Raw genomic sequence first — 13,493 nt, forward strand, 5'->3', positions numbered from 1 at the left:
CGACTGAATATGCTAGTAATTCTTCTTAAAATAATAAAAATCTAACCACGGCCGACTATGTTTATCCTAATTCAGCAGTAAAACCTAACTGTTCAAAATCATTATAATCTTAGCTATCACACTCGAGCTTGGCTTTATATTTTCTACTAGCATATACATATAAGAAAACAGCAATAATGATATTTAATATACATCGTGATATCTCAGCTAATTGAAAATTTTGATTTACTAAGGAATAAATCAAATCAATTGCTGATCCTAAGCCCAGTATCACAGCTAAAACCATAAATATTTTTTCTAAAGACATTGAATTAGACATTGGTTTCTCTATAAAAAGTTAAACTTTGTTACTGACAAAATTTTATTGGCTAAAATAAGTTACAGGATAATAACAGGTGACTTTGCACCTAAATTTCATTGGCTTATATTTATTTTGCCCTATCCAATTTTTGCATAATTAAATGCTCAAAACTTGATAAATCATTATTAATATAAACAGGAATGTTAACGTTACCAACTATTGATTTTTCAAGTATACCTTGCCATGTAGAAGAAACCTCTATACCTACAGCAACACAATTTAGCGTACTTATATAATTAAAAAATTTAACTATTTCGTCAACCGCCTCTGGGGTTAAACCTGCAGAATCTTGGGGGTGCGCCAATAAAGCCCACGCTATTTTTAGAGGAGCAATTTTGACTATTTCCTCATTAAGTTGTTGTACGCCTTGTTCATTAAACCCACCTGATGGGTATATATGTACTACATTTCTAACCAGCTCAATTTTGTAATTGCCATGAGATTCCATTCTAGCTCCAAAGTTTATGAGTCAAGCCTAGTATTACTTTGTACCGGCAAACCTAGCATTAACTATACGATAACCAGCATTCAATAATTGTTTTTTTATCTTCTATAACCACAAAAAGCAAACATATTTATGCTACCACACCGCTTTTGAATAATTCAGCAACTTTATTAGTATCGTACTGAAGAAACTGCGTTAAAACCTGATGGCTATGTTCGCCGATGTTTGGCGAAGCGTGTTTATATTGTAATGGCGTGTCAGATAGATTAATCGGTGACGCCACGGTTTTAATCAGTGTACCGTCTTTATCAGGCACTTGTTTAACCATCTCGCGATGTTGAATTTGTGGGTGATTAAATACTTGGTCTAAAGTGTTAACTGGGCCGCAAGGTACAGCTATTTTTTCTAATGTTGCCACCCAGTAATCACTACTTTGTTTGGCAATAATAACGGCTAAAATCGGCACAAGCTCAACACGATTTTCCACTCTATGCTGATTTGTTTTAAATAGCTTATTACTGGCTAATTCAGGGCATTTAGCTGCTTGGCAAAATCTTTCAAATTGTTGATCATTACCTATCGCTAAAATTAAGCTTCCGTTAGCAGTGGCAAAGGTTTGGTATGGCACAATATTAGGGTGACCATTGCCCAAGCGCTTTGGATTTTCTCCTGTCGCTAAATAGTTCATGCCTTGATTAGCCAGCGTAGCCACTTGTACATCTAATAAAGCAATATCAATATGCTGGCCTTTCCCGGTATGTGCTTTAGCTAACAATGCAGCAAGAATAGCGTTGGCACTATACAGCCCGGTCATAACATCAACCACAGCAACCCCCACTTTCATAGGCTCTGCATCAGTGGCACCGGTTAAACTCATTAAACCACCCTCACCTTGGATCATAGCATCGTAACCTGCTTTATGTGCGTAGGGACCATGCTGACCAAAGCCGGTAATAGAACAATAAACCAATTTAGGGTTAAGTGTTTTTAATTGCTGATAGCTCAAACCATATTTTTCAAGACCGCCTACTTTATAATTTTCAATTAAAACATCCGCTTTAGCGATCATATCTTTGATCACTTTTTGGCCTAGTGCTTGGGTTATATCAATAGCAATTGATTGTTTATTGCGATTAGCGCAGTGGTAATACGCAGCTTGTGCAGCTTCATTTTCTTGCGCCGGTTTGATAAATGGAGGACCCCAATGGCGAGTGTCATCGCCTCTATTCGGTCGTTCCACTTTAATAACTTCAGCGCCCATATCTGCCAGCATTTGGGATGCCCAAGGCCCTGCCAAAATTCGACTTAAATCAACTACTTTAATACCTTTTAGCGCTTCAGACATAGAACAAAACCTATACTTTAAATTGTTTAAATAAAAATGATGATGTACTTACCTCCTGATGATAATTTATCACCAGAAGATAAAACAGGACTAAAACTTTAATATACTGTTTTTTGTTGTTTTAACTTGAGTGATTTACGTTGGTTTACTGACTATTGTTGATTAACTAGTTAATAAATACTTACTAAGAATGGGTTCCATGTTATTGCCACACAAACTTCCCGGTTCATCAATAAACCAGTAAACCACTTTATTTGTTTTCGCCGCTGATAAATTCTACTTTTATCGAATAGTGTTCTTCTCGTTTGTGACTATTAATTATCTACAGTCACAAACGATTAACCACAAAGCCTTAAGATAAATTTACTTATACTAATGCGACTTAATTTAATCCGATACATCAGATATTTTTCCGTATAAAATATACATAATTATCTACAAATGTAAGGGAGAAATATGACTATAGGTGTTGGCGGCTCTACCGCAAAAATTGAACTGGAAAAATTAGTAAATATGACCAGTCAAGTTCAAGCGATAACTGAGGCTGAATTAAAACAGCGCATTGCGAAAGCGCAAGCAATTATGGCTGAAAATGATATTGCTGCGACCTATATTGATGCTGGAACCAACTTATATTACTTTACGGGCACGCGGTGGTACGCTAGCGAACGTATGGTTGGCGCTATTATTCCTCAACAGGGTGAGATTAAATATATTACCCCATTCTTTGAAGTGAATACTCTTAGCCAGTACATGATGATTAAGGGCGAAATAAAAGGTTGGCAAGAGCACGAAAGTCCTTATCAACTAGTTAAGCAAACCTTGGCGGTAATAGGCATTACTTCAGGCCGATTGGCAATTGATGAGTCTGCTGCTTTTTTTATTGCTGACGGTATTAAAAAAGTAGCCCCGGAATTTGAGATCCTTGATGCAAAATGTGTAACAGCAGGTTGTCGTGCAGAGAAATCAGACACTGAAATAGCGCTATTACAGCAAGCAAAAAATATGACTATAGAGGTACATAAAGCTGTAGCGCGTATATTACATGTAGGTATTAGCACGCAAGAAGTGACCAATTTTATTGATCAAGCTCACCGTAAAGTGGGCGCAACTGCAGGTTCATATTTTTGTATTGTGCTATTTGGTGAAGACTCATCTTATCCGCACGGTGTTAAATCCCCAAAAACGTTAGAAAAAAATGACATAGTGCTGATTGATACTGGCTGTCAGGTTGAAGGGTATAATTCTGACATAACCCGTACTTATGTATTTGGTGAGCCTAATCAACGCCAACGTGACATGTGGCTGATTGAAAAGCTAGCGCAAGAAGCTGCCTTTGATGCGGCAAAAATTGGTATAGCTTGTGGTGATGTTGATGTTGCAGCAAGAGATTACTTAGCCAGCCAAAATTTAGGTCCAGATTATGAAACACCGGGTTGTCCGCACAGAACTGGCCATGGTGTTGGTTTAGACATTCACGAATGGCCTTACCTGGTTCGCAGCGATAGAACGCTATTAGCAAAAGGCATGTGTTTTTCGAATGAGCCTATGTTGGTATTACCGAATGAATTTGGTATTCGTTTAGAAGACCATTTCTACATGACTGACTCGGGTGCAAAGTGGTTTACTCAACCTTCGTATTCGATTGACGACCCATTTGGCTATCATCAACCTTAAGCTGAACTAAAGAAAAGTTTGTATTCAGAATTATAAGTCGGGCTAAATGAGATGTTTATCCCGACTCATAGAAACTATTACACTCTGTATTAATAAATAGATTGGCGTATGGCTGTGGCTTTGGATAGAATCATCATATTGTAATTTTTGATACTGAGCTTATGCACGCATTTTTAGAATATATTCCGTTAGTTATTTTCTTCGTTTTTTATAAATTTGCTGATATATATTGGGCAACAGCCTCTTTGATCGTTGCATCTGCTATTCAAATTGCCTACTTCTTAATAAAAAAACAACCTGTGCCAAAAAGAAACCTAATTTTCTTTGGTTTGATTGCCATTTTTGGCGGGCTGACTATCTACATGCATGACGATACCTTTTTAAAATGGAAAGTAACCATTATTCAAGGCATTTTCGCTATCGCTTTAATTGTTAGCCAAAAGGTCTTCAATAAAAATATTATGAAAGAATTTTTAGGAGAAGCCCTGACCTTGCCTGAAAATATTTGGAACAGATTAAATCTTGCTTGGGCATTATTCTTTGCGTTATGTGGTTTCCTCAATTGGTACATTGCTTTTAACTTTAGTTTAGAAACATGGGTTAACTTTAAAGTGTTTGGCTTAACCGCGTTAACCTTTATATTCGCTATTGGCTCGGTAATGTCATTGTATAAATACATGCCTGAAGATGCAGAAGAAAAAAAAGAATAGCGTGGCATGTACCCACAATTTTTAATTAAATAATAATTTTTGGATGTGAAATGTTTTATCTTATCTATAGTGAAGATGTTGAAAATAGTTTAGCTCTGCGTATGAGCGTACGTGAAAATCATTTAGCTCGACTACGTGACTTACAAAATGAAGGTAAGTTGCTTGTTGCAGGCCCTTGCCCTGCAATCGACAGTGAAAATCCTGGTGATGCAGGCTTCACTGGCTCACTCATTATTGCACAGTTCGACAGCTTAATTGATGCTCAACAATGGGCAGAGCAAGACCCTTACATAGCAGCGGGCGTTTATAAAAACGTTACCGTTAAACCGTACAAAAAAGTACTTCCAGCATAAGTATTAAATTTTAGCCATGAATAATAAAAACCTTAGCAAATGCATATTGGCAAGCTTTCTACTATTTTCTAGCGCGGTAATGGCTAAAAACACCGTAGAAGTCTGTGAAACTACAATGGACACTACAGCGGAAGTATCCCGCTGTTTAGATGGTATTAAGGAAAAGAAAGATCGTGAACTTCAAACCTGGGTAAATAATCAAGTATTTATCTTAGAAGAGTCAGCAGCCAATAACGGACGCCGCACATCTCTTGATATGTTTAAACGTTCACAACGTAATTTTATTAGCTATCGAGAAAATAACTGTCGTTGGCAATATTTGTTAATAGCGCCTAATGCTGGTGCTCCGGTTGCCTATAAAAAATGTTATATCACTTTGACACAATACCGCATTGAAGAATTAACCAACCTCGATAAATAACTAGTCATAAGTTGATTATTTTTAGCGACTATAAAATTTCAGCCTCTATTTATGCCCATGGATTTGTCATTAATATTTGGGTGAAATTAATTAAAATTATAAATCGAGGCGCCATAATGCCACAGCTACATTCGTAAAAAAACACTTAAGTAATAGGTAAAAGCGTAAATTTATAGATTAAATTCAAACGTTTAACCTTTAACCTTTAACCGTTAACCTTTAACAGTCATTATAATTAATATACAGTGGACTCTGTCAGTTCTATTTATCAATTATTAGCTAAGTGTCAACTTATTATATTGATATTTATTCCCATGAACGCAAGTTTATTACCAATGTGGGTGATGGAAATAAAGCTTGAATAATAACCTTACTTACCCTAAATTATGGATAAGTAATTGGACCATAATCGCACTGAATATCAATATATAAGACAAATTCTGCAAGCATTTATTGAATTCATAAAAAACAGATATCGGCCTTAAAACCACCTCGACGCACAATCAAAAAACTTTTAACTTGTGCATATATTTTTACACTGTTGAAATTTTCCGATTTTCCGGTTTATCTCAACTGATAATCCAATAATAGTTGTAACTTATGGAAATATTATCAGATCTCTCCGTTTATTTAAGTAACCCTCGTAATACTTTAAATAAAAAATTATTGAAGATTTGCATGACAGTTAAGTCTGCAATTCCAGCATGTGATCGTGTTGGTATTTGGCTATTTTGCTCTGACTATTCAGAGATGATTTCAATAATGTGTGTTGACGAATTAGAAGAAAAATCCGTCGGCGAAAGTTTAATTGCCAATGAATGTAAAGCTTACTTTGCTCACCTAAGAGAAAATGAGTTTTTAGTTGCTTCTGATGCAAGAAATAACGATATAACAAAATCTTTTAATAATGATTATTTTGATGTACACGATATACATTCTTTATTGGATATTACCTTCAAAAAAGACTTTCTTCCATTAGGCGTAATATGCTGTGAGCGCACAGGTGACCAAACAGAGTGGCAACCACAAGATATAAAAATGCTACAAAGTATTTCTGTAAAAGCCTCTGTATTTATTAGTAATATTGTCTCTGATACTTACACTATTAGGTCTAAAGAAAATATAATAAAAATGCTTAATGCTTAATGCTTATTTACAAGGCATTTTCGTTACCATTCTTACTGTTTGTATAAAACTTATCATTTCGACATTATTTTCTAATCATGCATGTAAAATCTGCATGGGTTAAATTAATAATTACCTATTAAATTGATATCGACTTAATGCAGCATCAATAACTCCTGCCACTAGCAAGGCTATCAAGATTAATTGCCCAGCTATTGCGGCAAAAATGTCGGGCGCTTTCATCAGAGAAGCCATCAAAGAATCTTTATAATAAAAAAACCACTGATGCTCACTTGGAAATATAACAGTATGTAAATAATAAAAAACTTGTGTAAAGCCCCATATTTTCAACATGGATATAACCAACAAAACAAAACACGCTAAAGAGATTAACTTTTGTTTTCCTGTTGGCATTTTTCTTATCGACTCAGCTTTTAACAGATGCAATTGTCGAAAATAAAACACCAATAAGCTCAGTAAAAAAACTAAATTACCCCACCAAAACTTAGTGATGTTATCAAGTAAATTAGCCACATCTTGCAAATGTTGAACTTCGCTGTTAGTTAATAGTTTTTGTTTAATAGCCGAACCATTTAAATAACTAATATCGACTAAGCCATTACCTTGTTGGTGAATAGCTTGAACAATATCGGCAAATTTTTTCTCGTGTAATTTAACATCGTGAATGGGGAAGTCTCGTTTGCCTTGGGTGTTTTTTGGCACGTTTTTGGTAATCACTGTATTTATTTCTAATGTTTGGTACCAAAAACCATATAAAAAGTTAGTTGCTTTACTCACCTGCCAACTAATACCTAAACAAAATATAAGTAACGCTAAAGCAAAAATGCACCAAAGCAGTTGTCGAATAAATAAGTGTTTAATCATGGTGAAGTTTCTTAGCCTTATTGATGATTAATTATGATTGAGTCAACACAACGACCTGTAAATTAATTTGTTAGCTTATTTACTGGCTCACTTTACTGAGTAACAGTAGCATAACGCAAAAGCTGAAATGAATATCTAACAGCAACAAAATAATTAACTGCATCAGGCATTACATTAAAATATTTCGATAAATAAGATAAAGTAAATTCTACCAATCCATTGTCCTTGTTTTAAAAAAGCCACCTATTGATATTAAAATATCATCCACCTTTAAGATAATTTAATGATGAAATGATGAACTGTTAGTTATTTGCCTCAACCTAATAGCTATTTTTATATCTCATAATAGCTATCTAACAGCAGCTTCTCCTTTACGTTTATAGCACTACATACTAGGAGTAGTAATTATAAAATTTACCTCATAAAACGCAATCTTAAAAAACATATCAAATAATGCTTGAAATAACAGCAAAACAGATATACTGTATGTTTATACAGTATATCGAGGTAGGCAGTATGATCAACACTAACAAAATTAACTTAAAATTGAATAACAATAACTTAGCTATAACACCTGTCATTAATTTGTCGCGTGCAATTAACTTATCTTCAGCTTGGTGTAATACTATTAGCGTAAAAAACTCCTATGATATATCTGAAAAATACCAAGATATTTGTCAAAGTCACCATGATGATAACAAGTGGATTTTAATGATTAACCCTGTAAATGAATCGCTAGAACAACTTTCTAACATGGGCAAAATTAACCCGGCAAAAATACTCAAAGTGAATGCAAATAAGGTTAATGTTAGCCTAGAACATATTAAAAATACTTTGTTAAAAGGTACTTGTTCTGCAATGATTTTGTCAGACTCGAATTATAATAAAGCTGAGTTGAAAGAAATATCTCGCTGTGCCGCGTTAGGAAAAACCCAATGTATTATATTGCAAAAAACTGACTTTCAACATATCGGTCAACTACACTAAATCATTAAATTTCGGTAAATTAAAATTTGTAAGGCCAAAGTTTTAAAGTCTTAATTTGTAAGGCCAGAGTTTGCCAGGTCATAATTAATAAAGCCGGAACCCTTAAAATAAGAGCGCTAAAAAGACACGATCCTGTGATTGTTCTTTGATTGGCCTAATTAAAATTAATTGCTATTTAAGTTCAATTAAGAAAAAATTCGCTTTAGTTAAAGAATAAACAATACAAAGCCTATTCACTGTCGTGATAAGCTAAGCAATATTTCCATCCTAATAGATTATCTACATGTTATGTCCATGTGGCTCAGAACGAGCCTATGCTCAATGTTGCCAACCTGTAATAATGGCAACAACACCGGCTAACTCTCCCGAGCAATTAATGCGCTCACGCTATACTGCCTATGCAACTAAACAAGCAGAGTACATTTATCTTACTTATGCCCATTCAAGCCAAAATGAGAATTCTGTTGACGATATAGCGCAATGGGCAGCTCAAACAACATGGCTAAAACTCATTGTTCACTATGCGAGTGATCATAAAAATGACTTAGCTAACAATGACCATGCCCAAGTAGAGTTTTCCGCCTTTTATCAACTTCAAGGAAAAATTTGGCAAATGCGAGAAAAATCTAATTTTGTTATCGAAGATGGCGCATGGCGATACCTTGATGGTGAAGTGTCAAATAGCAATGCGTTAAATAAACCGAAAAGAAATGAAGTTTGTTTTTGTGGCAGTGAAAAAAAGTTCAAGCAGTGTTGTTCTAAAGCCTTTTAGGCAACTGCTTCCATCAGGGGTGCTTTAACAATAGTGGTTTGTACTGCAGCTAACCATGCCTTAGCATTAAAATCTGCTCTTGGTTGCGCTTGTGCTAACGATTTATCTTGATGCTTTTGTTGGCAATACAAACTTGTATTAGACATAACCTGCTGGCTTATATGTTTGGCATCGTCACGAAATGCTAAAGGCTTAGGGTTTAAGGTATTAGTCAATCGTAGCAGTTCAAACTGATGATTTTCAACCAAACCTGCCTGATTATATCTGCTTATATCTTCAACGTTTTTTAATGATAAAGGAGCTTCATTCGGTAATTGAAAATATTTTCGCAGTTGTTCAGATGTCGTGTTTTTCTCGGGTGTTTGTGAAAGTGGTAGTTTGAATTGGCTATGCGCTCGAACATCGTCGGTGAGCATCGCAAGTAATAGCGAAAAATCAGAACGACGAGCGTGATGAACACTTTCATTAAGCTGTTCGCCTAACTGAAGTTCATGAACAAGTATGTCGTTTGATAAAGCGTCTTGTGTCAAAATAATCTACTTTTTTACTACCGATAATATAAATATCGGCAGCACCATAAATTACTTTAATATTATGCGTAATTAATTAATGATTTTCTAATAATTACAGTCTGTTGGGTGATTATTGTTCACTTAGCAGAAACTTGATTAATGGGCCAACTTAGAATAAAAGTCGCGCCGCCATTTTCGCTATCTACAACAGAGGCACTGCCACCATGCCACTCCATGATCCGACAAACAATAGCAAGACCTAAACCAAAGCCTCCTGTTTCTCGGTTACGAGATATATCACCACGAGAAAATGCGTCAAATATAGTGCATTTGAATTCGTCACAAACTCCCTCTCCATTATCCGTAACTCGAATTTGGCAGTGTTTGTCATTTTGTATAATCGTAATATCTATTTCACCGTTACCATATTTTATTGCATTTGAAATATAGTTATTTAGTGCTCGACCGATAAATTGGCGATCAACCTCAACCCTTTGGTTGCCAAGCATATTGATAATGTTAAATTTTTGCTCAAACTGTTGATAGTTACTGACCTGTTTCTCGACAATATCAACCAATGATTCTTCGGTAAAATTTAGCTCAGGTTTATCATTATCGAAACTAGCATAAATCAGCATTTCGCTAATGAGTTGCTCTAATTCACAAATATCTTTGCTAATAGCGGTACGGTATTTTTCTTGTTTGGCTTTATCATCTGTACAGCCTAGCATCTGCAAGGCAAACTTAGTACGTGCTAAAGGCGTACGCAATTCATGCGCAACTGCTGTTGAAAGTTCTTTATGGGCGTCAATTAAACGTTTGATACGGCTGGCCATGGTATTAAAGGCAGTTACCATAGGCGCTGTCATTGTCGATTCAGCTTTTGGTGCCAGCACATCGAAGCTTTCTTGACCAAACTCAATAGCCGTTTTTCGTAATTGATCCAAATCACGAGACAAAGGCCGTAACCAAAAAAACAATAAACAGGCTAAACTTGCCAGCAAAATAACGCGAATTAGGGCTTCGACTCTAGGCCTGGTTGGCATTTTAGCTGGGCCTAATACAATCACGGTTCCTGTGTCATTGATACGGTGGTGGATTTCTACTGCGTTATTGTCATAGTAAATATGGGTGTTTTCTTCTTTGATAACATCATGCCTTTGATGGCTGATTGCTTTTACTGCTTGGGCAGACATCAACTTTAAGGGTTGTTGCCATTGTTTTGCTGCTTGGGATAGTATTTCTTCCCACTGATCTTCTGGATGCTGTTCTAAATAATTAGATAGCGCCAACAACATAGTTTTATAACCCGTGTAAGACTCTATATCTTGTTCAAGATAAGAACTCCACGCTTCATCGAGCATCCATGAGAAGACGATAAAAATAGAAATAATAAGGAAATATAAGCTGAAGAATGAGCGACCAAGTTTCATCAAAATACCTAAAGTGAGAAAAACAACTCTGATGAGCTGCCATTGCAGATCACCAGTTTATTCACTGAGAAAACCTTAACTCCAAGCATCTGGAACAAATAAATAACCTTGTCCCCATATGGTTTTAATACGAAAAGGAGTTTCGTTACTATCATGCAATTTTTTCCGTAAGCGAGATATACGAACATCAACACTTCTATCCATACCATCGTATTCGCGACCAACAACCGCTTTATAAATATAATCACGATTTTGAACCTCGCCTGAACGGCTGGCTAATAACCAAAGTAAATCAAATTCTTGGCTAGTAAGGTCAACATTTTCTCCGTGTAATGTTACTTGTCTAGAACCTCTATTAATATGTAACTCGCCGAAAACAATTTCAGCATTTTCTTTGCCTTCAGTCGGTAACTGACCACGACGTAATAAGGCATTAACTCGTGCCAATAGCACTCTTGGCTCAACGGGTTTAATAACGTAATCATCAGCACCAATTTCCAAACCTAACACTTGATCAAAATCAGTGCCTTTGGCCGTTAACATTAAAATTGGCCCTTTATAGCTAGGGCGCAAGTCTTTACATACAGCAAAACCATCTTTACCTGGTAACATAATGTCTAGAATGATTAAATCAGGCACAAATTTATCTACTCGCTTTTCGACCGTATCACCTCTAAATTCTTGTTTAACGTGATAGCCTTCGCTTTCTAAGAACTCAGTGACTAAATCCGATAACTGGCGGTCATCCTCAACGAGTAATATCTTCTTTACTGACAATTTATTATCTGACATTAACTGGCTCCTACTTATTACGCTGTATTAACAGCATTTCATGGATGAATGATCAACACGGTTCAATGTTTACTTTAGCTCTTTACGCTAGATAATAAATAACAACCATTGAAAATATGAATGACTTTAATATCTACAATCTTAAAATGTTTAGTATTAATTAACAACGCTATGTACAAGGTGTTACGGCAATAGTACAACTTATCACCTTTAGATTACATTTAATTACATCAAAGCTAACAAGCTGAGTTTTATTGTATTTTGATAAAAAATAGTGCACAAATATAATATCGGCGCTCATATTAAGACAAAGTTTTACTTAGACGTAAATGCAACTTACTATATAGGCAATATGCCCTATATAGATTGTAATATCTAAATACTCTTTATGACGATTCACACTTCTAAAGTTAAAACACCGGAAAACACTCCCTCGGTCGACGAAGAATCAAAAGCTAAAAAAACACTATTCTCTGTCATGTTAGTGGTGTTATTTAGTTGCGCAGGTATTGCTTTACCTTATCCTGTATTAGCACCTCTTTTTCTAAATGAAATTAGTCCTTTAACTACTTTTGCTGATTTACCCAGTAAAATATTATTAGGCATTATGTTAGCGGTTTATCCATTAGGCGTTATTATAGGAAGCTCTGTTTTAGGTGCGGCTTCAGGGATTTATGGACGAAAAAAAACCTTAATCATTACCCTGGTTTTAACGATAATTGGCTATGTACTGTCGGCTTTAGCCGTGGCTGCCGAAAGTTTTTTACTACTAATTTTAGCGCGATTTATCACCGGTATTTTTTCAGGCAATATTAGTATAGCTAAGGCTATCGCAGTAGATTTGTCGCCAACATTAGATAAAACCTACACCTTTAACCTGGTAAATGCTACAGGTTATATCGGTTGGTTACTTGGCCCTTTAGCCGGTGGCTTACTGGCAATATATGGCCTAGATATAGTTTTTTACTTCGCAGCCATTGCTTTAATTATTGCCCTTATCAGCGTTGCATGTGTATTACAGCCCGACGTTTTTAAACCCATTCATCCCAGAATAAAGTTTTCACAATTGTTTAGTAAGCAGAATTCATTTGCTTTACTTGCCAATATAAAAATTAGACGTATATTTTTAATTTATTTATTGGCAACCCTTGGTTTAAATGCATATTACGAATTTTACCCTGTTTGGTTAGTTGAAAAATTTGACTTCTCTAGTCTTGATATAGGTTATATAACTGTTGTCTTAACTTTTTTTATGACCATAACCAGTGTGTTTTTTGTAAAACAGTTAAAATACTTATTTGGGCTGAAATTTGGTGCCATATTTGGCATGGCATTAATGGCGGTATTGTTTGGCCTACACTTGGTGTTATCGGCAACGAGTGTTTGGCCTATTTACGCTATAACGGGTGTCGCTATAGCTATTTTCAATGGCTTATTACCGGTTTATATTTCGGAGAAGTATGCCGACATCGAACAAGGCCAGCTCATGGGGTTAATTACCACCACATTTAGTGTGGCTAATGTACTCATGGCACTTATCGGCAGTGCATTAGCGTTACTTGGCGCTCATTGGGCGATATTGTTTGGTGCAGTTTTACTTATTATTGCTTCTATCGACTTTCACTTTAGTCAGGAAGATATTCGATAACTCACAAACTTTATTATTAACTTGGTA

At 35.6% G+C, this 13,493-nt stretch carries 15 protein-coding genes; 8 read left to right on the forward strand and 7 right to left on the reverse strand.

Going from position 1 to position 13,493, the window contains the following annotated elements; genetic code table 11:
* Positions 1-109 precede the first annotated feature (109 nt).
* The 3 genes from H4J38_RS17065 to H4J38_RS11200 all read right to left on the reverse strand — a co-directional run bounded on the left by H4J38_RS17065 (position 110) and on the right by H4J38_RS11200 (position 2,151).
* Entirely contained in the window at positions 110-319 is a 210-nt protein-coding gene (locus tag H4J38_RS17065) for a hypothetical protein (protein ID WP_220465516.1), read from the reverse strand.
* A 109-nt stretch (positions 320-428) separates the two neighbouring features.
* Positions 429-809 carry a hypothetical protein gene (locus H4J38_RS11195; RefSeq protein WP_182131860.1) on the reverse strand — a complete coding sequence of 127 codons (381 nt, stop codon included), beginning with the start codon at positions 807-809 and terminating at the stop codon, positions 429-431.
* A gap of 127 nt (positions 810-936) precedes the next feature.
* Positions 937-2,151, reverse strand: a complete 1,215-nt coding sequence (locus H4J38_RS11200; RefSeq protein WP_182131861.1) for a CaiB/BaiF CoA-transferase family protein — start codon at positions 2,149-2,151, stop codon at positions 937-939.
* A 456-nt stretch (positions 2,152-2,607) separates the two neighbouring features.
* On the opposite strand from H4J38_RS11200, the gene H4J38_RS11205 reads away from it, so the two are divergent.
* From H4J38_RS11205 to H4J38_RS11225, 5 genes are all read left to right on the forward strand, one after another.
* On the forward strand, positions 2,608-3,828 hold the full coding sequence (locus H4J38_RS11205) for a Xaa-Pro peptidase family protein (RefSeq protein WP_182131862.1): 1,221 nt from the start codon (positions 2,608-2,610) through the stop codon (positions 3,826-3,828).
* Between the two features lie 161 nt (positions 3,829-3,989).
* The gene (locus H4J38_RS11210; RefSeq protein ID WP_182131863.1) at positions 3,990-4,538 is read left to right on the forward strand and encodes a septation protein A; all 549 of its coding nucleotides are present in this window, start codon (positions 3,990-3,992) and stop codon (positions 4,536-4,538) included.
* A gap of 50 nt (positions 4,539-4,588) precedes the next feature.
* Positions 4,589-4,891, forward strand: coding sequence for a YciI family protein (locus H4J38_RS11215; protein ID WP_182131864.1), 303 nt, complete (start codon positions 4,589-4,591; stop codon positions 4,889-4,891).
* Positions 4,892-4,970: 79 nt separating this feature from the next.
* On the forward strand, positions 4,971-5,312 hold the full coding sequence (locus H4J38_RS11220) for a lysozyme inhibitor LprI family protein (protein WP_259365495.1): 342 nt from the start codon (positions 4,971-4,973) through the stop codon (positions 5,310-5,312).
* A gap of 600 nt (positions 5,313-5,912) precedes the next feature.
* Positions 5,913-6,458 (forward strand): GAF domain-containing protein, encoded by a 546-nt coding sequence (locus H4J38_RS11225; protein ID WP_182131866.1) that lies wholly within the window; start codon positions 5,913-5,915, stop codon positions 6,456-6,458.
* Positions 6,459-6,569: 111 nt separating this feature from the next.
* Here the strand turns inward: H4J38_RS11225 and H4J38_RS11230 are convergent, their stop codons facing one another.
* Positions 6,570-7,322 carry a DUF1461 domain-containing protein gene (locus tag H4J38_RS11230; protein ID WP_182131867.1) on the reverse strand — a complete coding sequence of 251 codons (753 nt, stop codon included), beginning with the start codon at positions 7,320-7,322 and terminating at the stop codon, positions 6,570-6,572.
* Positions 7,323-7,838: 516 nt separating this feature from the next.
* Between H4J38_RS11230 and H4J38_RS11235 the strand changes: the two genes are divergently transcribed.
* Together H4J38_RS11235 and H4J38_RS11240 are read left to right on the forward strand one after the other, a co-directional pair.
* Positions 7,839-8,309: a hypothetical protein gene (locus H4J38_RS11235; RefSeq protein WP_182131868.1), complete on the forward strand. Its 471-nt coding sequence runs from the start codon at positions 7,839-7,841 to the stop codon at positions 8,307-8,309.
* 283 nt (positions 8,310-8,592) lie between these two features.
* Complete coding sequence (locus H4J38_RS11240) at positions 8,593-9,081, forward strand: YchJ family protein (protein WP_182131869.1); 489 nt, start codon at positions 8,593-8,595, stop codon at positions 9,079-9,081.
* On the opposite strand, the gene H4J38_RS11245 is transcribed toward H4J38_RS11240, so the two are convergent.
* From H4J38_RS11245 to H4J38_RS11255, 3 genes are all read right to left on the reverse strand, one after another.
* The gene (locus H4J38_RS11245; protein WP_220465517.1) at positions 9,078-9,611 is read right to left on the reverse strand and encodes a VC2046/SO_2500 family protein; all 534 of its coding nucleotides are present in this window, start codon (positions 9,609-9,611) and stop codon (positions 9,078-9,080) included. The two genes, H4J38_RS11240 and H4J38_RS11245, sit on opposite strands and share 4 nt — an antisense overlap.
* A gap of 119 nt (positions 9,612-9,730) precedes the next feature.
* Positions 9,731-11,026 carry an ATP-binding protein gene (locus tag H4J38_RS11250; RefSeq protein ID WP_182131870.1) on the reverse strand — a complete coding sequence of 432 codons (1,296 nt, stop codon included), beginning with the start codon at positions 11,024-11,026 and terminating at the stop codon, positions 9,731-9,733.
* Between the two features lie 75 nt (positions 11,027-11,101).
* Positions 11,102-11,818 (reverse strand): response regulator, encoded by a 717-nt coding sequence (locus H4J38_RS11255; RefSeq protein WP_182131871.1) that lies wholly within the window; start codon positions 11,816-11,818, stop codon positions 11,102-11,104.
* A 388-nt stretch (positions 11,819-12,206) separates the two neighbouring features.
* On the opposite strand from H4J38_RS11255, the gene H4J38_RS11260 reads away from it, so the two are divergent.
* Positions 12,207-13,466, forward strand: a complete 1,260-nt coding sequence (locus H4J38_RS11260) for an MFS transporter (protein ID WP_182131872.1) — start codon at positions 12,207-12,209, stop codon at positions 13,464-13,466.
* The last annotated feature ends 27 nt before the right edge of the window (positions 13,467-13,493 follow it).

The organism is Colwellia sp. BRX10-3 (genome assembly GCF_014077505.1).
Classification (GTDB): Bacteria; Pseudomonadota; Gammaproteobacteria; order Enterobacterales; family Alteromonadaceae; genus Cognaticolwellia.